The following is a 22,817-nucleotide window of genomic DNA, read 5'->3' as shown; positions in this document are numbered from 1 at the left end:
GGCCGAAACACAACGTGGCTTGTCAGCCGTTCCTGGAAGTGAATCGATGATCGACATCCAGCCTGCGCCTGTCCGTTCCACCTCGGCCCTCATCCCGAAGCAGCAGGTACGCCTACAGGCGTCGGCGGAGCTGCTCCAATTGCTGGTGCACAAGCGGGAGCCGGCGGAGGTGCTCCTGACCGGCTGGTACCGGTGCGGGAGCGACACCTTCACCGTCACCGCACGCTGGCCTGAATCGCACCCGTTCTACGAGTCGCGCGGCGGCGCCTTCGATCCGATGCTGTTCGCCGAGACCGTCAGACAGAGCACCCTGCTGATCTCGCACGCCGCGTACGACGTCCCGGTCGGACACCAGCTGATCTGGGACCACTTCACCTACGCGGTCGACCCGTCGGCCATGCGGGTCGGCAGCGGCCCGGCCGTCGTCGAACTCCGCGTCACCTGCTCGGACATCGTCCGGCGCAGCTCCCGCCTGGCCGCGGTCTCCATGGACTTCGTGGCGTTAGCCGACGGTGTCGAGATCGGCACCGCCCGCATGCGTTTCACCAGCAACCCGCCCGCCGTCTACAAGCGCCTGCGCTCCGGTCGCGCGGACCCCGTGGCCGCCATGGCGGCGGCCGGTCCCGCCGCTCCCGCGATACCGCCCGCCGTCGTGGCGCGCGAGCGTCAGACGGACGTGGTGCTGTCCGACAGCACCGACGCGGGCACCCCGGCGCGGTGGCTGCTGCGCAGCGACACCTCGCACCCGGTGCTCTTCGACCACGCCGTTGACCACGTGCCGGGCATGCTGCTGCTGGAGGCCGCCCGTCAGGCGGCGCTGGCCCGCACCTCCCCGACCGGTGCGATGCCCGCCGGGTGCGACTCGACGTTCTTCCAGTACGTGGAGTTCGACGCCCCGTGCTGGATCGCGGCGGAACCGACGCTGCCCGACGAGCGGGGTCGGCCCCGCGTCGAGGTCGTCGCCCTGCAGGCAGGGGCGGTCGCCTTCTCCTGCGTCGTGACCCTGGAGCGACAGGTCCGCGAGCCGGCGGTCGTGTAGCCGGTGCACAATGGCCGGCATGCGCGCTCCCATCGGCCCCTTCGAGCAGGCCCGCCCCGCCCCTGAGTGCCTCGACGAGCTGACCCGGCCGGTGGCCGACGCGATCCGTTCCTGGGCCGGCGGTGTTCCCGCGGACCGGATCGTCTACGTGGACACCGATCCCGCCATCGCGGACACCGCCGCCTTCGTCGAGCACTACGGGCGGGAGCTGCTCGGGCAGTCCGCGAACTGCGTGGTCGTCGCCGCCAAACGGGGTGGCGAGACCACGCTCGCGGCCTGCCTGGTCCCATCAGGCGCCCGCGCCGACGTCAACGGCGCGGTGCGCAGGCGGCTGGGCGCGCGCAAGGTGTCGTTCGCGGCGATGGAGAGCGCCGTGGAGCGCACCGGCATGGAGTACGGCGGCATCACCCCGATCGGTCTGCCGGCCGACTGGCCGCTGCTGGTGGACGCGGCCGTCGTCGACATGCCGTACGTACTGATCGGCAGCGGACGCCGCCGCGGCAAGCTCATCGCCCCCGGCGAACTCTTCGCCTCGCTCCCTGCGGCGGAAGTCGTCGAAGGCCTCGCCGGGTAGCGGTACGGCCCGGGTCACCAGGGCGTCATCGCGGGCGGGACGGTCCGCATGCCCCCGTCGTTGCTCTCGCCGTGCGGTGTCCGGGGGATCCGGCCGTGCAGGCGGTCGAGGTAGGTGTGGGCATCGGGGAGGGTCTCCCCGAGGATGCGCTGTTGGCGCGTGATGCGGGTGAAGTGGTCCTCGGCCGTCCGGAGGGCGTGGGGGTGGTGGGTGAGGGCGGGGGACGGGGTGCCCGTGTGGGGAGTGAGGGCGGTCAGGAGGGTCCGCAGGGGCGCCTCGTCGGGGGTGACGGAAAGGCCGGCCGCGTGGGCTTCCACGGTGGCGTGGAGGTCGTCGGTGAGGGGCAGGGCGCGCTGCGCCGTCCAGAACGGGGCGTCCGTGCGGGGTGAGGCCGCGTAGCGGAGTTGGGCGAGGTCGAGGGCGCGCCGGTAGTGGTCGGCGGCCGCCCGGTTGAAGCGGGCCGCCGGGGCTTCACGGTCGTCGGGGGACGGGAAGTCCCGGATCAGGCGGTCCAGGAGGTCGAGCGTGGCTCGCTGGTCGTCGGCCAGGGGGTCGGTGGACCAGGCGGCCCCGCCGAGGGCCACGCAGTTCTTGACCCAGGTGCGCCCGGTGTGGCCGACGCGTAGGGGGGCGTGGGTCGGCTCCACGCGGTCGCCGGGCAGGCCCAGTGCGCTCCGCAGGCTCCGGGCGGCCTCGTCGGGGGTGGTCAGCGTGCTCGCGTAGACGATGCCGGCGCCGTGGCGGCCGAGCAGGGGGCGGCGCCAGATCCAGCCGTGCGGGACGGCGGTCGCGGTGGTGTACGGCTCGACGCCGTGCAGGTCGCTGTCGTGCGGAAGCGTGAGGGACAGCGTGCTGTCGGCGAGGAGGCGGTCGGCCGCGCCGATGAAGGGTTCGCCGAGGATGCCGGCCAGGAGCAGGCTCTCGGAGCCGGTGCAGTCCAGGAAGAAGTCGGCCGTCAGGTCTCCCCGGGTGGTGTGGAGGGCCGTCAGCATGCCGTCCTCGTCGCGGTGAGCGCCGAGGAGTTCACCGGTCACCACGCGCACCCCGCAGGTCTCGATCGCCTTTCCGCGCAGGAAATCGGTCAGCATGACGGTGTCCGCGTGCCAGCCGTACGGAAATGCCGCTCGCCCGTCCAGCCAGCGCGGCGATTTGAGGGCGTCCATGAGCGGCGGCTCGCGGAAACAGGCGTGGTCGAAGGGGTCCACGGTTCGGCCGGCCCGGCGGCGGAGAAGCCAGAAATCGGAGAGGGGAAATCCCTCGCAGTCCGACGGCGCCCCGTCCTGGGGAATGTAGAAATGATGTTCGCCGACGCCCCAATTCATGTATTTCACGGCCACGTTGAAGGATGCCGCGCTCGCGCGCATCCACGTGCTCTCGGGGATGCCGAGACGGTCGAACAGGTCGCGCTGCAGGGTCGGCGCGAGGGCCGTGACCTGGGGTTCGGGGCGGTGCGGGGTTTCGAGGACCGTGACGCGGACCGTGCCCTGGCAGGCGGACGCCAGCCGGGCGGCGGCGATCCAGGCGGTGAGGGTACCGCCGGCAATCACCGCTTTCCTGATGCGGGTGGGTGCGGCCGCGGCCGCGTTCGTATCCATGGCCGCAGGGTCACGGCCACCTCTGTACGGGATGTATATGGCGGCTGTATCCGGGGGTCCAGATGAATTGAAGAACGCATATAGGGGGCGAGCCGAATCTGTTGGTGCGGGACCTGAACGGGCCCGACACCAATAGGAGGAATGATGTTCGAGCAGCCCGAGGTCCGGCACCCCCTGGAAGTTCTGACGGAGATCGAGCGCAGTGCGGCGGTGGATCAGGAACTCCTGCTGCGCGACAGTGCGACGCCCTGGGCCGACCTTCTCGCGGACTACGTCGACGCCTTGAACGACCTGGCCACGCAGGGCACCGCGGAGAACGGGTACATCGCCACCTACGGGCTGGACGAGGGACACGCCGGCGGCTGCGGCTGAGCACGCGGGGAAGCGGCCTGGTGGCGGGAGCCACCAGGCCGCTGGGGAACCGGGAACCGGGAACGTGGAACGGGAACGGGAACTCAGGCCGCCGTGAGGACGCGGGTCCGGGCGAACAGCCGCACCAGCGGCATCAGGCGGTAGCGCGGGACGAGATCGTCCTCGGTGGGCCGGGGTTCCAGGAGGCGGGCGTCGACCAGCCGGTCCAGGACGTCCTCGGCCTCTTGGAGCGGCAGGTCGAGGAGGGCGGCCGCGTCCGGGGGCGAGAGGAGGGGCGGGTCCGTGGCCGTGAGGGCGGCGAACGCCGTGGCGGTGGACGGGTCGAGGGCGTTCACGGCGTGCCGCAACCCGGTGGTGACGTCGAGGCTGCCGATGCGCAGTTCGCCCAGGCGCCGGTTCTCGGTCGCGAGGCGGGCGGCGAGGTGCGCGGGCGGGCGGTCCGGACGGTCGGCGAGCCGGGCCGCGGCGATGCGCAGGGCGAGCGGGAGGCGGTCGCAGTACTCGGCGATGCGGGCGACCGCTTCGGGATCGGCGGCCAGTCGCTCGGGGCCGGCGATCTGCGCGAGGAGGCGGGTCGCCTCGGCGGGGGTCATCGGGCCCAGCCGTACCAGGCGAGTGCCTTCCAGGGAGGCGAGGCCCGGCCGGATGCCGGTGACGAGGGTGCGGGTGGCGCCGCCGCCGGGCAGCAGGGGGCGCACCTGGGTGTCGTCGTCCGCGTTGTCGAGCACGATCAGGATGCGGCGGTCGGCGAGGAGGGTCCGGTAGAGCTGGGCGCGCTCGTCGAGGCCGTCGGGGAGCCGGTCCGGGGCGGTACCGAGGGCCTCCAGGAACCAGCCGAGGACCTGCCGGGGGCTGCGCGGCATGCCGTCGGGGGTACGGAGGTCGGCGTAGAGCTGGCCGTCGGGGAAGGTGGGGCGAAGTTGTTCGGCGGCCCGGAGGGCGAGGGCGGATTTCCCGGTGCCGGGTGCGCCGGTGATGGCCACATCCTGGTTGCCGTTCAGGGCGTCGAGGACCTCGCGGGTCTCGGCCTCCCGGCCCGTGAAGTCGCCGGGCGCGGCCGGCAGCAGGGCCGGGACCGGGCGGGCGGGGGCCGGTACGGCGGAAGCCGACACGGCAAGGGCCTCTGTGGCAAGGCCCGGAACGGCAGAAGCCGGTACGGCAAGGCCCGGTACGGCAAAGGCCTCTGCGGGAAGGCCCGGTACGGCGGAGGTCGGTACGGCGAAGGGCAGTGCGGCGGCGGGCCGTTCGGCGGGGTCCGGTGTGGCGGGGGGCGGGACCACGAGGGTGGTCGTCCCGCGCGCGGGGGCGGGCGGCGGGGCGAGGGTGTTGGTGAGGATCTGCCCGTGGAGGGCGCGCAGTTCGGGGCCCGGGTCGATGCCCAGTTCGTCGGCCAGGATGCGGCGGCCGTCCTCGTAGAGGGAGAGGGCGTCGGCCTGCCGGCCGCAGCGGAACAGGGCGGTCATCAACTGGCCGCGCAGGCGCTCCCGTACGGGGTGTCGGGTGACCTGCCGGGTGAGGCCCGGGACGAGCTCGTCGTGCCGGCCCAGGGCGAGGGCGGCCTCGGTGTGGTGCTCGGTCGCCGCCAGGTGCGCCTCGGCCATGCGGGGGCCTTCGGCGGCGGCGAGCTGCTCGGTGACGTCGCTGAGGGCGGGGCCGCTCCACAGGGCGAGCGCCTCGGCGAGGCGGCGTTCGGCGTCGGCGTGGCGACCCGCGAGGAGGTCGGCGCGACCGGTCTCGGAGAGTGAGCGGAAGCGGTCCCAGTCCAGGGCGCCGGAGGCGATGTCCATGCGGTATCCGGCGCCGCAGCGCTCCAGGCCGTGGCCCGGGCCGAGGCGGGTGCGCAGCCGCGAGACGTACGTGTAGAGCTGGTTGGTGCTGGTGGCGGGCGGCTCCCAGCCCCAGAGCAGAGTGGTCAGTCGCTCGTCGGTGATGACCTGTCCGTGGGCGAGGAGCAGCGCGGCGAGCGCGGTGCGCTGCTTGGAGCCGTCGAGGGCGACCGGACGGCCGTCAAGGCAGGCCGACACGGGCCCGAGGATCTTGAAGTCCATGGAGGTCCCCCACCGTTTCGCGAGCCCGCGTCTGCTCGCGGGACAACTCGCGTAAAACGCTATTGACCTGCGGTTTTCTCTCGCTCTCGGATCGATTTCAGTGCGACGAAAGGGTTTTGAAAGCGCACGAAAACGGGGGCTCCGTAGCGTTCATGGCGTACCGCAGGGCACCGGCCCACAGCGGACGACGAAGGTCCGGGAGGACACCATGAACCGCGTCATTCTCTCCGCTCGCAAGACCGCTCGGACCGCGACGGCCGCCCCGGTGGGCAAGATGGTGGCGACGGCGGCTCTGCTCCTCGCGGCCGTCGGAGGGTTCGCCGCGCAGCAGGGTGTGTCCCCATTCGACGACATCGCGGCGGCCGGCCCCACCCACGACGACCCGTGGGCGGTGCGTGCGGACGGCGTCCTCCGGGACGACCCGTGGGCCGTGCAGGCCGCCGGTCTCCACCGCGACGACCCGTGGACCGCGCAGGCCGCCGGCGTCCTCCGCGACGACCCGTGGGCCGTGCAGGCCGCCGACCTCCACCGCGACGACCCGTGGGCCGTGCAGGCCGCCGACCTCCACCGCGACGACCCGTGGACCGCGCAGGCCGCCGGCCTCCTGCGGGACGACCCGTGGAAGGCCTCCGCCCCGGTCGCCCAGACGGACGTCCTGTGGGTGTGAACCGGGTCCCCCGGGGGGCCGCCGTCAGGGTTGTGGCGCGAACAGCCCCTGCAAGTCGACCGGTTCGCCTTCCGCGAGCGCCACCAGGAGTTGCTCCACCCGCGCCCGCCAATCCCGTGCGCCGACCTCGGTGAAGAGGTCCGCCGCACTCTTGAACGTACTCGCGGCGCCGCTCCGGTCCGAGCGCAGCGCCTGCACGCTTCCGAGGACCACGGCCGCCCGCGCTCGGAGATAGACGTCCGACACCTGCTCCGCGGCCTGCAGGGCATCGCGTGCGACCGCCTCGGCCTCCTCGAGCTTCCCCTGGCGCCACAGCGCCTCCCCCAGAGCGCGCAGCACGTGCGCCTCGCCCCGGCGGTCACCACTGCCGAGCACCAGCTCCAGAGCGCGCCGGCCGGCCTCCTCGGCGCGCACCCCGTCGCCCTGGTGGATCAACGCGTTCGCGAGCCGGAGCGTGCTCTGTGCCTCGCTGCGCACCGACCCGAGTCCGCGGCTCCTGGCCACCGCCTCCGAGGACAGCACCAGGCTCGCCTGCGCATCCCCCCGTTCCAGTTCGATCTGCGCCAGCAGGCCCAGTACGTGGGCCTCGGCGTAGGGGTCACCGACGGCACGGAAGAGCTCCAGCGAGCGTCGCCCCCTCTCGACGGCCCGGGCAGGATCCCCGCGATCGCGTTCACACATCGCCAGGTTCCGGAGCACCAGGGCACGCCCCTCGTCCTGGCCCAGCTCCTCGAACAGGCTCAGGGCCAGCACGAGCCGCTCGTACGCGCTCGCGTGCTCGTACTGGATGATCTCCAGGGTGCCCAGCGAGTGCAGCATCGCCGCCTCGCCGAGCCTGTCACCGGTGCGGCGGACGGCGGCCAGTGCCGCCTCGCCGCACTCGCGCCAGTCCTCCAGGTAGTTGCGGTTCTGGAAGAGGGTGACGCTGGTCATCGCCAGGTCCCACGCATACGCCGACTCGTCCTCGCGGGCCGCCTGCTGCACCAGGCCCGTGATGGAGTAGCGCTCGGCCTCGAACCACTCCATGGGGTCCTCGACCAGGGAATCGACCAGGTGGGAGGGGAGCGTGCGCAGCGGCGCGGAGCCCTGTACGAGCGTGTAGTCGCCGCCGTAGAGTCTGCGGTGCGCCTCCTTGGCCAGCCCCAGCCACACCGCGCAGGCACGCCTCAGGGCGGCCCGCAGTTCCTCTTCTCCGTCCTCGGCAAGCGCGCATTCGCGAGCGAAGAGGCGGAGAAGGTCCTGGAACCGGTAGCGGACGTGTCCGACGCCGGCGCTGAGCGGTTCGAGCAGTTGGGCGTCGACGAGCTGCTCGATCAGGTCCTCGGCGTCGACCTGGTCGATGCCGAGGAGGGCGGCCCCGGCCCAGCCGGAGAACTCGGGCACGTTCAGCGAGCCGAGCAGCCGGAACATCCTGGCGGTGTCGGCCGGCAGGTCCCGATAGCTCAGCCGCAGGCCGGCCCGCACCCCGCGGGCGTCGAGGCTGAGTTCGTCGAGGCGGCGGTGCTGGTCCTCCAGCCGGGACACCAGGGTCCGGACGGTCCAGTGCGGTTTCGCGGCGAGCCGGGCGGCCGCGATGCGCAGCGCGAGCGGCAGCCGGTCGCAGAGCTCGCTGAGCCGGGCGGCGCCCGCGGGGTCGGCGGCGAAGCGGTCGTCGCCGGCCACCCGGGACAGCAGGACGATCGACTCGTCCTGTTCGAGGGAGGCCAGGTTCAGCGGTACGAAGGCGTAGTCGCCGGCGAGCCGGCTGCTCATGCTGTCGCGGCTGGTGACCAGCACGCAGCAGCCCGAGGTACCGGGCAGGAGGGGCCGTATCTGCTCGAAGGAGCGGGCGTTGTCGAGGACGATCAGGACCCGACGGTTGTCCAGGACGCTACGGAAGAGCGCGGTCCGTTCGACCTGGTCGGCGGGGATCTGTGGTCCGGGCACGCCGAGGGCGCGCAGGAACCGGTCGAGTACGGCGCTCGGTCTGCGGGGTTCTTCCTCCTCGTCGTAGCCGCGCAGGTCCGCGAAGAGCTGGCCGTCCGGGAAGCGCGCGGCGACCTGGTGGGACCAGTGGACGGCGAGCGCGGTCTTGCCGACGCCTCCGGTGCCGGTGATGGAGCCGACCGGCAGGGAGGAGCCGTCGAGCTGCTCCAGCAGCCGGTCGAGGGTGGCCAGTTCCTTGTGGCGTCCGGTGAAGGAGGCCGGGGCCGGCGGGAGGTGGGCGGGCACGGCGGTGGCGGGGTCCGGCTGGGCGGCGGCCGTGTCGGTGGGCAGGGCGAGTTTCGGGGAGTCGGCGAGCAGGTCCTCGTGCAGTTCCTGGACGGCCGGGCCGGGGTCGATGCCGAGTTCCTCGGCGAGCAGGCGCGCCCCGTCGCGGTAGGCCTCCAGGGCCTCGGCGCGCCGGCCGGCCCGGTAGTGGGCCAGCATCAGCTGGGCGAGGGCCTGCTCGCGCAGCGGGTTCGCGCGTACGAAGGCGGTGAGTTCGCCGATCAGTTCGCGGTGCTGGCCGAGGTCCAGGCGCAGGGCGGTGAGCTGCTCGTACACGGCGAGGCGGAGCTCGGTGAGGCGCTCGGCCTCCGCCTCGACGCGTTCGGCGGTGATGCCGGCGAGGGCGGGGCCGCGCCACATCGCGAGGGCTTCCTCGAAGTGGGCGCGGGCCTCCTCGGTGCGGCCCCGGCGGGCGGCTTCGCGGCCCTGGGCGGCACTCTCCTCGAACTCGACGGCGTCGATGCGGTGCTCGCCGGTGTGGAGCATGTAGCCGGGGTGGCTGGTGACGAGGAGGTCGTCGATGCCGACCGTGGTCTTGAGGGTCTTGCGCAGGCCCGAGAGGCAGATGGCGATCTGGTTGCGGGCGGTGGCGGGCGGGTTGCCGTGCCAGACGGCGTCGGCCAGTGTGTCGACGGAAACCACCCGGCCGGGCGCGAGCAGCAGCATGGACATGATGGTGCGTTGGCGGGCGCCCTGGAGGACGACCGGCCGCCCGTCGGCGCTGATGTCCAGTGGCCCCAGGATCCGGAACACCACCTGAAGCACGGCGCCCTCCTTACACGTCGACCGCGGTTGTGCCGGAACGACCGATTCGCCGCCCTTCACTCTGAGTTACAGGCCGTCGGACGGCCCCGCAACGCGGACGGCAGCAAGCTGCCAGAAGGGCGGCTGATCAGGCACGGGCCGCCCAGGAGGTCGGCGGGAGGATGTCGCTGTGGTCCCATCGCGCGGCCGGTCCGGTCTCGGCGGGCGCGGCCGGTCCTGCGGTGCCCGCGGTGGGGCGGGTCGCCGCCAGGGCGGCCACGAGGGCGGCGACGGCGGCCAGTTCCTCGGGGGTGGGGCTACCGTTGATGATCTTGAACAGGGTCGGTGCCAGCGCCCCTTCGAGAGCGGGTACGGACGGGCCGGACATGGGCTCACTCCTCACATCGGGGGATTGCCGTGCTTGCGGGCGGGTGTCGCGGCGTGCTTGGTGCGGAGCATGGCGAGCGAGGCGATGAGGACGGACCGGGTGTCGGCGGGGTCGATGACGTCGTCGACGAGGCCGCGCTCGGCCGCGTAGTAGGGGTGCATGAGCTCCGTCTTGTACTCCTTGACGAGCTGGCGACGGGTGGCTTCCGGGTCCTGTGCCTGGGCGATCTGGCGGCGGAAGACCACGTTGGCGGCGCCCTCGGCGCCCATCACCGCGATCTCGTTGGCCGGCCAGGCGTAGGTGAGGTCGGCGCCGATGGACTGGGAGTCCATGACGATGTACGCGCCGCCGTAGGCCTTGCGCAGGATCAGCGAGATCCGCGGGACGGTGGCGTTGCAGTAGGCGTAGAGCAGCTTGGCGCCGTGGCGGATGATGCCGCCGTGCTCCTGGTCGACGCCCGGCAGGAAGCCGGGTACGTCGACCAGCGTCACCAGCGGGATGGAGAAGGCGTCGCAGAGCTGGACGAAGCGCGCGGCCTTCTCCGAGGCGTGGATGTCGAGGACGCCGGCCAGGGACTGCGGCTGACTGGCGACGATGCCGACGACCTGGCCGCCGAGCCGGGCGAGGGTGGTGATGACGCTGGTGGCCCAGCGCTCGTGGACCTCCATGTGCTCGCCGTCGTCGACGATCTCGGCGATGACCTCGCGCATGTCGTACGGGCGATTGCCGTCGAGCGGGACCAGATCGAGCAGCCGGTCGCAGGCACGGTCGTCCGGGTCGGCGCAGGGGACGCTCGGCGGGGTGGCGCGGTTGTTGGAGGGCAGCATCGAGATGAGGTAGCGGACCTCGGAGATGCAGGTCTCCTCGTCGTCGTACGCGAAGTGCGCGACGCCGCTGGTCTCGGCGTGGACGTCGGCGCCGCCGAGGCCGTTCTGGGTGATCTCCTCGCCGGTCACCGCGCGGACCACGTCCGGTCCGGTGATGAACATCTGCGAGGTGCCGCGCACCATGAACACGAAGTCCGTCAGGGCCGGCGAGTACGCGGCGCCGCCGGCGCACGGGCCCAGCATCACCGAGATCTGCGGGATGACGCCCGAGGCCTTCGTGTTGCGCTGGAAGATGCCGCCGTAGCCGGCGAGCGCGGAGACACCCTCCTGGATGCGTGCACCCGCACCGTCGTTGAGCGACACGATCGGAGCGCCCGCCGCGATCGCCATGTCCATGATCTTGTGGATCTTCGTCGCGTGCGCCTCGCCGAGCGCACCACCGAAGATGCGGAAGTCGTGCGCGTAGACGAAGACGGTCCGGCCCTCCACCGTGCCCCAGCCGGTGATCACGCCGTCCGTGTAGGGCTTCTTGGTCTCCAGGCCGAAGCCGGTCGCCCGGTGCCGGCGCAGTTGCTCGACCTCCCTGAAGGAGCCCTCGTCGAGCAGCAGCGCGATGCGCTCGCGCGCCGTCAGCTTGCCCTTGGCGTGCTGCGCCTCGGTGGCGGCGGCGACGCCGGTCAGGACGTCCTGGCGGATGCGGACGAGTTCGACGACCCGTTCGGCCATGGTCATGGGGGCTCCCTTGCCGGTCTCGGCCGGCTCAGCTGGTACGGAGTGCGACGTAGTCGCAGAGTGCGAGCAGTGCCCGGCGGGCCGGCAGCGGGGGCAGCCCGCCGAGGGCGGCCCTCGCCCGGTCGAGGCGACGGTGCATCACGGCCTCGGTCTCGGTGAGCGCGGACGAGTGCCCGAAGAGTTCCAGGGCGCGCGGCACGGCGGCGGCCGGGACGGGTCCCGCGGCCAACAGGTCCCGCAGTTCGGCGTCGGCGGGGTCGCCGCTCTCGCGGGCGAGCAGCACGGGCAGGCTCTGGACGCCGGCCAGCAGGTCCTTGCCGCGTTCCTTGCCGGTGAGTTCGGCCGGGGACCGGAGGTCGAGGAGGTCGTCGGCTATCTGGAAGGCGACCCCGAGCTGTTCGCCGCACTCGGTGAGCGCGGCCGCGGCGGTCGCGGACGCGCCGGCCTGTACGGCGCCGATCCCGAGGGACATAGCGAGCAGGGCCGCCGTCTTGCCCGCCGCGACGTGGAAGTAGTGGGTGACCGGGTCCTCGTCGGGCCTGGGGCCGGTGAGTTCGCGCAGCTGGCCGGCGACCAGGCGGCCCGCGGCCTGTGCGTTGAGGTGCACGGCGGCGGAGCCGAGTTCGGCGGCGAGTTGGGCGGCCCGGGCGAGCAGCCAGTCCCCGCCGAGTACGGCGGCCCGCTCGCCCCAGCGGGCGTGGACGCTGGGGACGCCGTGCCGGGTGGTGGCACCGTCCATCACGTCGTCGTGGTAGAGCGAGGCGATGTGGACGAGTTCCGCGATGGCCGCCGCCTGGGTGACGCCGTGCGCCCACGGGTCGCCGAATTCGGCGCCGAGGAGGACGAGGAGGGGGCGCAGGCGCTTTCCGCCGGCGTCGGCGAGGTGTCCGGTGAGGGCTGCCACACGCGGGTCGAGGGCGTCGTGCGCGCTGGTCTGGAGCCACTTCTCGGCACGGTCCAGGGCTTCCCGTATTCGGGTCTCGAACTCCGGGTCATCCAGGGCGAGTTGACTCAACAGGCGGGTGGTGGGGAAATCCGGCGCAACGGAACTCCCCGCCCCGTACTTTCGTCCAGCACCCATGAGGAAACCTCTCTGTTCCGAGACGGCGTCGAACACGTGATCTCAGGTATTGGTTCGATAGCTTTCAACCCGGGGGAACGAACCGGCAACAGCCCTGACATGAAGGTGCCACTAGGGCCTCGGCACACCGGATGAACAGGGGGTTGTCAGCTTCCTGCCAAACTTGCGCCGGCCGGGGACCTGCCGAATTTTCGACACCTACGCTCCCTCACGGAAACTCCGAGGAAAGGCCAGGAATTGCGTAATCGATTCACACTCGCCGCTGTACTCGCCGTCGCCGCACTGGCTCTGACGGCCGTTCCGGCCGGCGCAGCCGGAAATCCGGCGACGGGCGGGCCGGCCGGGAAGTCCTGCGGCGAGATACGCCTGTCCGGCTCGCTTCCCGCGCCGCCGGCCGGGACGGCCGTACAGCAGACGGTGACGATCGGCCCCGACTGCACGCCCCGGTTCGGGGAGGTACGTCTGGTGCCGGCAGCCTCCCCGACCGAGGCGAAGGCGGCCTCTGCGACCGTCTCCGCCACCGCCGCTCCCGCCCTCGCGGCGGGCACGGTGCACCGGCTGAAGAGCTGGAACGAGATGTTCGACTGCTGCAACATCCGGATGACCGGCGTCTACTCGACCTCGGAGTGGACCACCGACAGCGGTCGCATCTCCACGGCCGCCACCACCGTGACGCAGGGCTGGAACCGCGAACCGTGGAACGCCGGCTGGTCGCTGGCGTCCGCGACGAAGAGCACCGACTGCCTCACCGACTGCGGCGCCTCGCGCACCCAGGCCCACGCCGACTTCACGTACAAGGGAATCTTCGACCTCTCCGGCAAGACGTACGCGAACTCCCACCACTCGTATGTGGACCTGAACGCGGACGGAACGGCCACCTGCCGATTCGACGTCCAGTTGCGTAATTCCTTCATCGGCTGGAACTGGCAGCGCGGCTGTTCCTGACCAAAACGACGCGGGCGGGGGCGCTGACAGCAACCGGACATCTCCGGTATTGGCTCCGCCCCCGCTGCCTAGGCTCTCCGGGACATACTCGCGTCTCGCACTTGTGAAGGAGTCTCATGTTCGGACGGATCGGACGTGTCGTCGTCCTCCGGCCCTGGGTGACCATCTCGCTCTGGTTGATAGCCGCGGTGGCTCTGGGCGTCTTCGCACCCCAGCTCAAGGCCACCAGCGACCAGGCCGACTTCCTGCCCTCCCACTACGAGTCGGTTCAGGCGGCGAAGGCACAGGAGCGCGCGTTCCCCCAGCATGAGCTGCCGGCGGCCATCGCGGTGTTCCAGCGGACCGACGGGGGCAAGCTGACCGACGCCGACACGGCGGCGGTCGCCAAGGTCTCCGCGGAGCTCGAGAACCTGCGACTGGAGCACATCAAGCGGGTGGAGACGAACCCGCAGGCGATCTCCCCCAACGGTGCGATCGCCCTGGCCAATGTGGTGGCCGACGTCAAGGACCCCTACGACCCGGCGCTGTCGGAGTCGGTCAAGAAACTGCGGGCCGAGGCCAAGTCGCTGCTGTCCGGTACGGACCTCCGGCTCGGGCTCACCGGTCAGGCGGCCAGCGCGCTGGACGCCAAGGAGTCGTCCGGGGACACCGACGCCATGATCATGTCGGCCACGCTGCTGCTGATCGTGGTCCTGCTGCTGATCATCTTCCGCAGCCCGCTGATCGCCGTACTGCCGGTGCTGATCATCGGCATGGCCTTCGCGGTGGCCACCGGTCTGATCGCCACCGCCTCCGAGCTCGGCGGCCTGAAGTCCGACGCCTCCATCTCCGCGATCCTGATCGTGGTCCTCTTCGGCGTCGGCACCGACTACATCCTCTTCCTGCTCTTCCGGTACCGGGAGCAGCTGCGCGGCGGGCAGGACCCCAAGCACGCCATGATCAGCGCGGTCGCGCTGGTGGGCGAGACCATCGCCTCCGCGGCCGGCGCCGTCATCGTGGCGTTCCTCGCGCTGCTGCTGTCCACCATGGGCATGCTGCGTTCCATGGGGCCCGCGCTCGCCATCTCGGTGGCGGTGGCGCTGCTCGCCGGACTCACCCTGGTGCCCGCGGTCTTCTCGCTGCTCGGCGCCAAGGCGTTCTGGCCGTCAAAGGCCTGGCGCAAGGAGCCCAAGAACGCCCTGGCCGGCCGGATCGGCAACCTGACCGCGAAGCGTCCGGCGGGCGTCGCGGCGCTCACCTCCGGGCTGCTCGCCGTGCTCGCGATCGGGGTGCTGAGCTTCCACGCGGAGTTCGACAGCGAGAGCTCGCTGCCGCAGAACCTGGAGTCGGTGCAGGCCATGAAGGACCTGCAGCGCGGGTTCTCGGCCGGACAGACCGATCCCACCTCGGTCTTCCTGGAGAAGAAGGACGGATCCGCCCTCGACCCGGCCCAGCTGGAGGCGTTCGGCGCCGCGCTGAAGAAGGTCGACGGGGTCGGCGAGGTCTCCCCCGCCGTCCCCGGCGCGAACGGCGGCATCGCGCAGTACAGCGTGGTGCTCACGCACCGGCCCACCGAGGACAAGGCACTGGCCCTGGTCGACGGGCCGCTGCGGGACGCCGCGCACCGGGCCGCCCCCGAGGGCACCCGGGCGCTGGTCGGCGGCACCACCGCGGTGCTCGCGGACATCCGTACGGCGGTCAACCACGACTACAAGGTGGTCTTCCCGGCCGCCGGACTCGCCATCATGATCATCCTGGGGCTGCTGCTGCGCAGTGTGGTCGCCCCGCTGTACCTGATGATCTCGGTCGCCCTCGGATTCGGTGCGACGCTCGGCGCCACGGTGTGGCTGTTCCAGAACGGGGCGGGCAAGAACGGCCTGCTGTTCACGCTCCCCGTGATCGTGTACCTCTTCGTGGTCGCGATCGGCACCGACTACAACATCCTGATGGTGGCCCGGCTGCGGGAGGAGATCGGGCGGGGCCACAGTCCGCGCGAGGCGGTCCGCCGGGCGGTCACCGCGTCCACTCCGACCATCGCCGCGGCGGCGGTCATCCTGGCCGGCACGTTCGGCGTGCTGATGCTCGCCAAGAACTCCATGCTCCAGCAGATGGGCTTCGCCGTCGCGTTCGGCATCCTGCTGTCCGCCTTCGTGATGGCCGTGCTCCTCGTCCCGACCCTGACCACCCTGCTGGGTCACCGTGCCTGGTGGCCCGGGCACCGGTCCACGCATCCCGAACCGGCCGCCGCGCCGGGCGGGGCGGCCGTACCGGCCCGATCCCCCGCCGACGACCGGACACTCGTATAACCCGCGCAATCCGTGCGAGAGGAGGGCGCCGTTCGGACCCCGCCGCTGACAGGCGGCGGGGTCCGGACGGCGCACAGCCATGGAGTTGACCCTTTTCCTTTTCGTCGCCGCCCTCTCCCTCTTCCTGACCGTCGCGGCGCTGTCCGTCGGCGCCCGGCGGCTGCTGGGTCTGCGGATCGGCAAGGTCCGGGCCGCGCTGACCGGCCTGGTGGGCATGGGGGCCAGCGCACTGATCGGTGCCGCGATGGGCGAAGCCCGTCGCGGCGCCCTCATTTCGGTGCAGTTGGGTCTGACGGTGCTGGCCGCGGTGGGGTTCCTCGCCCTGTCCGAGGTACTGGTGCCGTCGGGCTCGCTGGCCGGGGTGGTGCGCTGGCCGCAGGCGATCCGCCGCCGGGTGGCCCGGACCCGCAGGTACGGGCAGCTGAGCCGGATCGCGATGCGCCACGGCCTGGGCGGTGCGCTGCGCGGCCGGGGCCGGGGCGGTCCCGACGCCGCCGTCGAGCGCACCCGGCTGGCTGCCAGTGTCCGGATGGCGCTGGAGGAGGCGGGCGCCACCTTCGTCAAACTCGGGCAGGTCCTCTCCACCCGGTACGACCTGCTGCCGGGGGAGTTCGTGGAGGAGCTGACCAAGCTCCAGCACCAGGTGGCGGCCGACTCCTGGGAGGAGGTGGAGCGGGTGCTCACCGAGGAACTCGGCAAGGAACCCGCCGCCTTCTTCGCCGAGTTCGACCACGTGCCGCTCGCCGCGGGGTCCATCGCCCAGGTGCACCGGGCTCGGCTGGCCACCGGTGAGGAGGTGGTGGTCAAGGTGCAGCGGCCGGGGGCCCGGCCGGTGGTGGACCGCGACCTGGACATCCTGTTCCGGATGAGCCGCAAGATGGAGGAGCACACCTCGTGGGGCCGGGACTTCGGCGCCATGGATCTCGCGGAGGGGTTCGCGAACTCCCTCAACGAGGAGCTCGACTTCCGGATCGAGGCCCGGAACATGGCGACCATCCGGGCCGCGGGCAACCGCGAGGACATGGTGTCCAAGGTCAGGATGCCCGCGGTGTTCGAGGAACTGTGCAGCAGGCGGGTGCTGGTCCTGGAGTGCCTGTCCGGTGTTCCGCTGAACGCGGCGGCCGGGACCGTCATCGAGGAGCGCGGCCTGGACCGCACCGAGCTGGCCCGGCAGCTGCTGGAGTGCGTGCTGGAGCAGATCATGATCGGCGGTGTGTTCCACGCGGATCCGCACCCCGGCAACATCATGCTGCTCGACGACGGCAGCCTCGGCCTGATCGACTTCGGCTCGGTCGGCCGGATCGACCGGGTGCTGCGGGCGGCCCTGCGCAACCTGCTGCTCGCCATCCACCGCAGCGACCCGGTGGCGCTCTCCGACGCGCTGCTGGAACTCGTCGACCGACGCGAGGAGATCGACGAGATCCGGCTGGAACGGGCGCTGGGCCGCTTCATGGCCCGCCACCTCACACCGGGGGTGCGTCCCGACCGCGAGATGTTCGCCGACCTGTTCCTCCTGGTGGCCCGGCACGGGCTGACCGTGCCGCCGGAGATCGCGGCCACCTTCCGCGCCCTGGCCACGCTGGAGGGGGCGATGGAGCAGTTGGTTCCGGGCTTCGACATCGTGGCGCAGGCCCGCTCCTTCGCCGCGGCGCAGCTGGAGCGCAAGCTGAGCCCCGGCTCGATCGGACAGGTGCTCTCGGAGGAGGCGCTGGCGCTCGCCCCGATGCTGCGCCGGCTGCCGCGCCGGGTGGAGCGGATCACCAACGCGCTGGAGCACGGCAGGCTCGGGGTGCAGGTCAGGCTGCTCGCCGACGAACGGGACCGGCGGTTCGTGCGCTCGCTGGTCCACGACGTACTGCTCGCGTTCCTGGGCGGGGTCACCGGCCTGATCGGGGTGCTGCTGCTCGGTACGGACCACGGCCCGGCGCTGAACCACTCCCTGACGCTGTTCCAGTTGATCGGCTACAACCTGATGGTGGTCAGCTGCGTCCTGGTGATCCGGGTGGTGTTCGGCATCTTCAAGGCCCAGCGCCGGCCCCCCGGCCGCTGACCGGCCGGGGGAACCGCCTCGAGGTGGGACGGGCCCACGGCACGTTCAGGCCCCTCGGAAGGCCACCGGCAGGCTGCTGTAGCCGTAGAGGAAGTTGGAGTACACGCGCCTGGCCTCGCCCTTCGGCTCGATGGCGCCGACCATGTCGCGCATCGCCGCGAGGAGCGCCTTCAGCTCCTCGCGGCCGAGGAAGGCACCCAGGCAGAAGTGCGGGCCGAAGCCGAAGGTGACGTGCTTGTTGGGGGTCCGGGCGAGGTCGTAGGAGCGCGGGTCCGCGAAGACGTCCCCGTCGAAGTTGGCGGAGGTGTTCCACAGGGTGACGATGTCGCCGGCCGGGATCGTCCGGCCGGCGATCTCCACGTCGACCAGCGCCCGGCGGCCGAAGTGCATGGCGGGGGTGGTCCAGCGCAGCACTTCCTCGGTGGCGCTGTCCACCGTCACCTCGCCCGCCTTGAACGCCCGCCACTGCTCGGGGTGTTCGATGAAGCCGAGGACGGCGCCGATGGACGCCATCCGGCTGGACTCGTCGCCGCCGATGATGAGGCTGTAGCAGTTGAAGATGATCTCTTCCTCGGTGAGCGGCCTCCCCTCGATCTCGCCCGTGGCGAGCGCGCTGATGACATCGTCGCCGGGGTTCTTGCGGCGGCTGCGGGCGAGGTCGGAGAAGTAGAGCAGGATCTCGTTGCGCGCGAGCCAGGCCTCGTCGGCGGTCCCCTCGCTGCTGTCGGCGCTGAGCACCTGCTTGTTCCAGTCGAGCAGCGCCTGACGGTCCTGCGGGGGCACGGCCATCAGGTCGCAGATGGTGCCCATGGGGATGTGCTCGGCCATCGCCTCCGCGTAGTCGAAGCCGTCCCGGTCCAGGACCTGGGAGAGCAGGTCCCGGGTGCGGCCCCGCACCTGTTCCACCACGTGGCCCAGTGCCCGCGGGGAGAAGGACTTCAGCATCAGGTTGCGGATGGCGCGGTGGCGGGCGCCGTCGCTGACCGCGAGCATCTTGCCCGCGGCCGAGTCGCCGCCCTGGAGCAGGGTGGAGAGCACGTTGCCGCGCTCGGAGGTGAACCGGCTGGAGTCCTTGTAGACCGCCATCACGTCTTCGTACCGGGTGAGGGCCCAGAAGCCGGGCAGGCCGCCGGTCGCCCGGTGGTGGTGCACGGGCCGCTCGGTGCGGAACCGCTGCCACAGGTCGTGCAGTTCGGCGGGGTCGCCGGTGACGAAGGTCCGGGGGTCGGTGAGGTCCACGGCGTCCAGGTCGGTGGGCAGCGCGTGGGCGGTCTCGGTCGTTGTCGTCATGTCCGCTCTCAGTCGGTTCTGGGAGTTCCGGGAGTGTGGCCGGCCGGGGACTGCGCGCGGCGGCGGATGCCGTGCAGCCATTCGCGGCGGATGAGCCCGCTGGGCAGGCGGATGACCATCCAGTAGCGGGCGAAGGTGCGGCGCGTGGCGTCGTCCGTGCTCAGGACGCGCGTCTCCGTGGTCAGCCGGCCCTTGTCGTAGTGGAAGTTGAAGGCCACCTTGTAGTGGCCGGGGCGGTCGAAGGCGGCGAAGGCGTCCCCGGCCGGATCGGGCAGGGCCGCCGGGCCCTTGGGGTCGCGGGTGGCGACCACCGCGCCGACCACCAGCTCGTGGGGCCCGCGGTGCAGTTCGGTGAAGCCGCCGTCGGTCATGGATCCGAGGAAGGGCTCTTCGGCCTTGTCACGCTTGGTGCCGAGGGAACCGACCACCATCAGTGTGTGGAAGAGGGGCAGGTCCCGCCAGCGGGTCTCGTCCACCGCCCTCAGCACCTGCCCGGGCGGGAGGTCCACCGCGAGCGAGTGGCGCTCGCGGTGGTCCCACTCCGGCAGCAGCCGACCGAGTGCCGTCTGCTCCGTCCGCTCCATGTCAGGCCTCCTGGTCCACGGGCCGGCGGGTACGTCGCTGGAAGGCCACGGCCAGGACGGTGAACAGCAGGCCGCCGAGCATCCAGTACGGCTCGTAGATCAGGACGCTGAACCGGTCCATGCCCTCCAGCGGTCCCTCGCGCCGCCCGGCGAGGAAGATCGCGAGGTCGACCATGGCGGGCAGGGCGTGAAAGACCATCAGCAGGGCGCATCCCCATGCCCCGCACAACACCAGCCGGCGCGGGAAGAACAGGCCCCAACGCTGTACGAGCGCGAGCGCGAGGGCGGCGCCGCCGAGGTTCATGGGGATGGCGATCAGGTCGATGATGAACAGTGGCGTGTTGTCGACCAGCGACTCGCCCGGCGGCAGACCGTAGGTGCCGCCGAGGGCCCAGTAGGCGTGGAAGCCCGCGAAGACGACCATCCACACGCATGCGGCACTGCCCGTCGCTCTCTGCCAGGCCGTGGCGGCCGCGAAGCGGTCCGCGCGCGTCGCTAAGCGGCTGGTGGTACGGCCGGCGTCGACCGGTTCAGTGCGCATGAAGATCCCATCGGATTGGAGGTGTCAGGCGGAGGGTTCCGAGCCGTAACCCATTGGGCAGCCGTAGACGACATCGCCGTCCGGGTGTGCCGCGGCTTCATCGGCGGGCGCGGCGTGGACCTGGCTGCGGGCGTCGTGGAGCTCGGGGAAGAACCATTTGTCCAGCGTAGTCCGCAGGAAGTCCGAGCCGGCGCTGCCGCCGCTGCCCGGGCGGGCACCGAGCGCACGGACCACAAGCATCCAGTGCTGGTAGCGCCACTGGTGGAACAGGGCGTCGTACTCCAGGAGGTCCTCGGCGGTGTCGCGCAGTTCCTCGTCGGGCGAGCCGGGTGCGAACAGCTTCTCCGCGGAGAGCCCGCGACGCTGGAGCACCTCCGCGAAGACGTCGTTCAGAGTGGGCTCGTGGAAGCGGCGCAGCAGCCGGTCGCGCTCGGCGAGCGTGGCGCCCGGCAGGTTCAGGTAACGGCGGTCACGCAGCCCGGAGATCATCTCCAGCTCGCGGAACTGCACGGACTGGAAGCCGCTGGACTCCCCCAGCGCGCCGCGGAACTCGTTGAACCCGGCCGGGGTCATGGTGGCGAGCACGTCGAGGTGGCCGAGCCACAGCGAGGTCATCCGGGTCAGCCGGCGCAGGCCCCAGCGGGCCTGCCCGAACTGCTCCCGGTCCAGGCAGGTGCGCACCTGCTCCAACTCGTGCAGGGCGCAGGAGAACCACAGCTCGATGGCCTGGTGGGTGACGATGAAGAGCATCTCGTCGTGCGCGTCGGTGCGTGGTCGCTGGAGCTCCAGCAGGCCCGGCACCTCCAGGTAGGTGCCGTAGGACAGGGGCTCGGCGGGGCCGGGTGCGGCAGCGCGTGTGACGGGCTCGGCAAGGGTGTCGGTCATGGCGTGGGTTTCCCCTCGTGTGCGTCGCTCAACGGGCGACGGCGGTGCGGTACTTGCGGATGGCCAGGGGCGCGGTGATCGCGAGGATCAGCGCCATCCAGGCCAGGCTGAGCGCGATGGGATGGTCGGTGGGGAAGGAGTGGCCGACGGTCGCGGCCGGGTTGCCCCACAGCTCGCGGCAGGCGCCGACGACCGAGCTCAGGGGGTTCCACTCGGCCGCCACCCGAAGCCAGTCGGGCAGGCCGGTGAGCGGGATGAAGGCGTTGGACAGGAACATCACCGGCATCAGGAGCAGCGAGGGCACGGAGGAGGCCGTCGCGGGATCGCCCGCGGAGAGGCCGATCAGCGCGCCCAGCCAGGCCACCGTGAACCCGAAGAGCAGCAGGATTCCGAAGCCGGCGGCGACACCGAGGACGCTGCCGTGCGTGCGCCATCCGATGGCGAGGCCCACCGCGGCCATCGCCGCGCAGCTGACCGCGCGCAGCGCGGTGTCGCCGACGGTGCGACCGATGAGCACGGCCGCACCCGACATGGGCAGCGAGCGGAAGCGGTCCACCAGCCCGTTGCGGAGGTCCTCGACGGCGCCGACCGAGGTGTCGGGTACGGCGGTCAGGACGCCCTGGGTGAAGATGCCGGCCATGATGAACTCGGCGTAGCCGCCGTTCGGGACGTCGATCACGCTCCCGAACAGCACGCCGAAGAGCAGTACGAAGACCATGGGCAGCAGGACCGCGTTGACCAGTCGGCCCGGTGCCCGGCGCAGGTGCCGCAGATGCCGCTCGACGCAGATCACGGCGTCGGTCAGGGCGGCGGTCAGGCCGTCGCCCCGGGTCGCTCCCACCACCGCGCTCATGCCGCGCTCCGTTCTTCGATCCGTCCGTCGGTGTGGTCCCCGGCGAGGTCCTCGGCGAGGTCCTCGGCGTGCTCGCCGGCCGGGGTGCCGGAGTCGTTCCGGCCGGGGTCGCCGGCCGGTGTCCGGCCGGGGTGGCCGGTGAGGCTGAGGAAGACGTCGTCGAGGGAGGGCCGGCGGACCGCGAACTCGGTCACCGCCACCCCGCTCGCCCGCAGTGCCACCGCCGCGTCGGCGATGTCGTCCAGGCCGGCGGTGAGCTGCACGCGCAGCAGGCCGTCGGTGTCGTCGGCGAGCGGCACCGCGCCGAGGGCGCGGCTGAGCGCCGCGGCCGCGGTGGCCCGCTGCGCCGGATCGGCCAGTCCCACCTCCAGCCGTTCGCCGCCCACGGTCCGCTTGAGCTCGTCCGAGGTGCCTTCGGCGATGACCCTGCCGGAGTCGACCACCACGATCCGGTCGGCCAGTTGGTCGGCCTCCTCCAGGTACTGGGTGGTCAGCAGCACCGTGACGCCCGCGGCGACCTGCTCGCGGATCATCGCCCACAGGTCGAGCCGGCTGGCCGGGTCGAGCCCGGTGGTCGGTTCGTCGAGGAACAGCACGGACGGTTCGGCGACCAGACTGACGGCGAGGTCCAGCCGGCGGCGCATTCCGCCGGAGTACGTCCCGGCCTGCTTGTCCGCCGCCTCGGTCAGCCGGAACCGCTCCAGCAGTTCGGCGGCCCGCTCCTTGGCCCGGCCTCGGGTGAGCCGCTGGAGCATGCCCACCATGCGCAGGTTCTCGGAGCCGGTGAGCTGCTCGTCGACGGCCGCGTACTGTCCGGTGAGCCCGATGGCCCGCTGGACCTCCTTGCGTTGGCGGACCACGTCGTACCCGGCCACCTTGGCGCTGCCCTCGTCCGGTTCGAGGAGGGTCGCCAGGATGCGGACGGTCGTCGTCTTGCCCGCGCCGTTCGGTCCCAGTACTCCGAGCACGGATCCGGTGGGAACGGCGAGGTCGACGCCTCGCAGCGCCTCGTGGGCGCCGTACCGCTTGCGGAGTCCCTCCGCCTGGATTGCCAGCTCCACTGTCAG

At 71.8% G+C, this 22,817-nt stretch carries 19 protein-coding genes; 7 read left to right on the top strand and 12 right to left on the bottom strand.

Annotated features, from left to right (window positions below; translation table 11 throughout):
• Positions 1 to 46 precede the first annotated feature (46 nt).
• On the top strand, positions 47 to 1,039 hold the full coding sequence (locus ACFV9H_RS07860) for a ScbA/BarX family gamma-butyrolactone biosynthesis protein (RefSeq protein ID WP_385394798.1): 993 nt from the start codon (positions 47 to 49) through the stop codon (positions 1,037 to 1,039).
• A 19-nt stretch (positions 1,040 to 1,058) separates the two neighbouring features.
• On the top strand, positions 1,059 to 1,613 hold the full coding sequence (locus tag ACFV9H_RS07855) for a YbaK/EbsC family protein (RefSeq protein ID WP_385394795.1): 555 nt from the start codon (positions 1,059 to 1,061) through the stop codon (positions 1,611 to 1,613).
• A gap of 14 nt (positions 1,614 to 1,627) precedes the next feature.
• Here the strand turns inward: ACFV9H_RS07855 and ACFV9H_RS07850 are convergent, their stop codons facing one another.
• Positions 1,628 to 3,208: a tryptophan 7-halogenase gene (locus ACFV9H_RS07850; RefSeq protein WP_385394792.1), complete on the bottom strand. Its 1,581-nt coding sequence runs from the start codon at positions 3,206 to 3,208 to the stop codon at positions 1,628 to 1,630.
• 141 nt (positions 3,209 to 3,349) lie between these two features.
• On the opposite strand from ACFV9H_RS07850, the gene ACFV9H_RS07845 reads away from it, so the two are divergent.
• Positions 3,350 to 3,580 (top strand): DUF6269 family protein, encoded by a 231-nt coding sequence (locus ACFV9H_RS07845; protein ID WP_385394789.1) that lies wholly within the window; start codon positions 3,350 to 3,352, stop codon positions 3,578 to 3,580.
• Between the two features lie 83 nt (positions 3,581 to 3,663).
• On the opposite strand, the gene ACFV9H_RS07840 is transcribed toward ACFV9H_RS07845, so the two are convergent.
• Complete coding sequence (locus tag ACFV9H_RS07840; RefSeq protein WP_385394786.1) at positions 3,664 to 5,628, bottom strand: BTAD domain-containing putative transcriptional regulator; 1,965 nt, start codon at positions 5,626 to 5,628, stop codon at positions 3,664 to 3,666.
• 208 nt (positions 5,629 to 5,836) lie between these two features.
• On the opposite strand from ACFV9H_RS07840, the gene ACFV9H_RS07835 reads away from it, so the two are divergent.
• A complete protein-coding gene (locus tag ACFV9H_RS07835; RefSeq protein WP_385394783.1) occupies positions 5,837 to 6,295 on the top strand; it encodes a hypothetical protein in 459 nt (152 codons plus the stop codon).
• Positions 6,296 to 6,319: 24 nt separating this feature from the next.
• Here ACFV9H_RS07835 and ACFV9H_RS07830 read toward each other — a convergent pair whose 3' ends face one another.
• From ACFV9H_RS07830 to ACFV9H_RS07815, 4 genes are all read right to left on the bottom strand, one after another.
• On the bottom strand, positions 6,320 to 9,310 hold the full coding sequence (locus tag ACFV9H_RS07830) for a BTAD domain-containing putative transcriptional regulator (protein WP_385394780.1): 2,991 nt from the start codon (positions 9,308 to 9,310) through the stop codon (positions 6,320 to 6,322).
• Between the two features lie 127 nt (positions 9,311 to 9,437).
• Positions 9,438 to 9,677 carry an acyl-CoA carboxylase epsilon subunit gene (locus ACFV9H_RS07825; protein ID WP_385394777.1) on the bottom strand — a complete coding sequence of 80 codons (240 nt, stop codon included), beginning with the start codon at positions 9,675 to 9,677 and terminating at the stop codon, positions 9,438 to 9,440.
• 11 nt (positions 9,678 to 9,688) lie between these two features.
• Positions 9,689 to 11,236, bottom strand: a complete 1,548-nt coding sequence (locus tag ACFV9H_RS07820; RefSeq protein WP_385394774.1) for an acyl-CoA carboxylase subunit beta — start codon at positions 11,234 to 11,236, stop codon at positions 9,689 to 9,691.
• A gap of 28 nt (positions 11,237 to 11,264) precedes the next feature.
• Positions 11,265 to 12,317: a polyprenyl synthetase family protein gene (locus ACFV9H_RS07815; protein WP_385394771.1), complete on the bottom strand. Its 1,053-nt coding sequence runs from the start codon at positions 12,315 to 12,317 to the stop codon at positions 11,265 to 11,267.
• Between the two features lie 237 nt (positions 12,318 to 12,554).
• Here ACFV9H_RS07815 and ACFV9H_RS07810 point away from each other — a divergent pair, with 237 nt between their 5' ends.
• The 3 genes from ACFV9H_RS07810 (at position 12,555) to ACFV9H_RS07800 (ending at position 17,597) form a co-directional block, all read left to right on the top strand.
• Positions 12,555 to 13,262 (top strand): hypothetical protein, encoded by a 708-nt coding sequence (locus tag ACFV9H_RS07810; RefSeq protein WP_385394768.1) that lies wholly within the window; start codon positions 12,555 to 12,557, stop codon positions 13,260 to 13,262.
• A gap of 116 nt (positions 13,263 to 13,378) precedes the next feature.
• Positions 13,379 to 15,547 carry an MMPL family transporter gene (locus ACFV9H_RS07805; RefSeq protein ID WP_385394766.1) on the top strand — a complete coding sequence of 723 codons (2,169 nt, stop codon included), beginning with the start codon at positions 13,379 to 13,381 and terminating at the stop codon, positions 15,545 to 15,547.
• 79 nt (positions 15,548 to 15,626) lie between these two features.
• Positions 15,627 to 17,597 (top strand): ABC1 kinase family protein, encoded by a 1,971-nt coding sequence (locus tag ACFV9H_RS07800; RefSeq protein ID WP_385394763.1) that lies wholly within the window; start codon positions 15,627 to 15,629, stop codon positions 17,595 to 17,597.
• A 45-nt stretch (positions 17,598 to 17,642) separates the two neighbouring features.
• On the opposite strand, the gene ACFV9H_RS07795 is transcribed toward ACFV9H_RS07800, so the two are convergent.
• The 6 genes from ACFV9H_RS07795 to ACFV9H_RS07770 are packed head-to-tail and all read right to left on the bottom strand — an operon-like array spanning position 17,643 to position 22,811.
• Positions 17,643 to 18,887 (bottom strand): cytochrome P450, encoded by a 1,245-nt coding sequence (locus ACFV9H_RS07795; RefSeq protein ID WP_385394760.1) that lies wholly within the window; start codon positions 18,885 to 18,887, stop codon positions 17,643 to 17,645.
• Between the two features lie 8 nt (positions 18,888 to 18,895).
• The gene (locus tag ACFV9H_RS07790) at positions 18,896 to 19,471 is read right to left on the bottom strand and encodes a hypothetical protein (protein WP_385394757.1); all 576 of its coding nucleotides are present in this window, start codon (positions 19,469 to 19,471) and stop codon (positions 18,896 to 18,898) included.
• Between the two features lies 1 nt (position 19,472).
• Positions 19,473 to 20,012, bottom strand: a complete 540-nt coding sequence (locus tag ACFV9H_RS07785; RefSeq protein ID WP_385394754.1) for a DUF3995 domain-containing protein — start codon at positions 20,010 to 20,012, stop codon at positions 19,473 to 19,475.
• Positions 20,013 to 20,036: 24 nt separating this feature from the next.
• Entirely contained in the window at positions 20,037 to 20,897 is an 861-nt protein-coding gene (locus ACFV9H_RS07780; protein WP_385394751.1) for a tryptophan 2,3-dioxygenase family protein, read from the bottom strand.
• Positions 20,898 to 20,925: 28 nt separating this feature from the next.
• Positions 20,926 to 21,750 (bottom strand): ABC transporter permease, encoded by an 825-nt coding sequence (locus ACFV9H_RS07775; RefSeq protein WP_385394748.1) that lies wholly within the window; start codon positions 21,748 to 21,750, stop codon positions 20,926 to 20,928.
• Positions 21,747 to 22,811: an ATP-binding cassette domain-containing protein gene (locus ACFV9H_RS07770; RefSeq protein WP_385394745.1), complete on the bottom strand. Its 1,065-nt coding sequence runs from the start codon at positions 22,809 to 22,811 to the stop codon at positions 21,747 to 21,749. Before ACFV9H_RS07770 ends, ACFV9H_RS07775 begins: the two co-directional genes overlap by 4 nt.
• Between the last annotated feature and the right edge of the window lie 6 nt (positions 22,812 to 22,817).

Origin of the sequence: Streptomyces sp. NPDC059874, assembly GCF_042731135.1 — a bacterium.
In the GTDB taxonomy this organism is placed as follows: Bacteria; Actinomycetota; Actinomycetes; order Streptomycetales; family Streptomycetaceae; genus Streptomyces.
The sequence above is the reverse complement of the archived record's forward strand: the minus strand, read 5'-3'. Positions and strand labels throughout refer to the sequence as shown.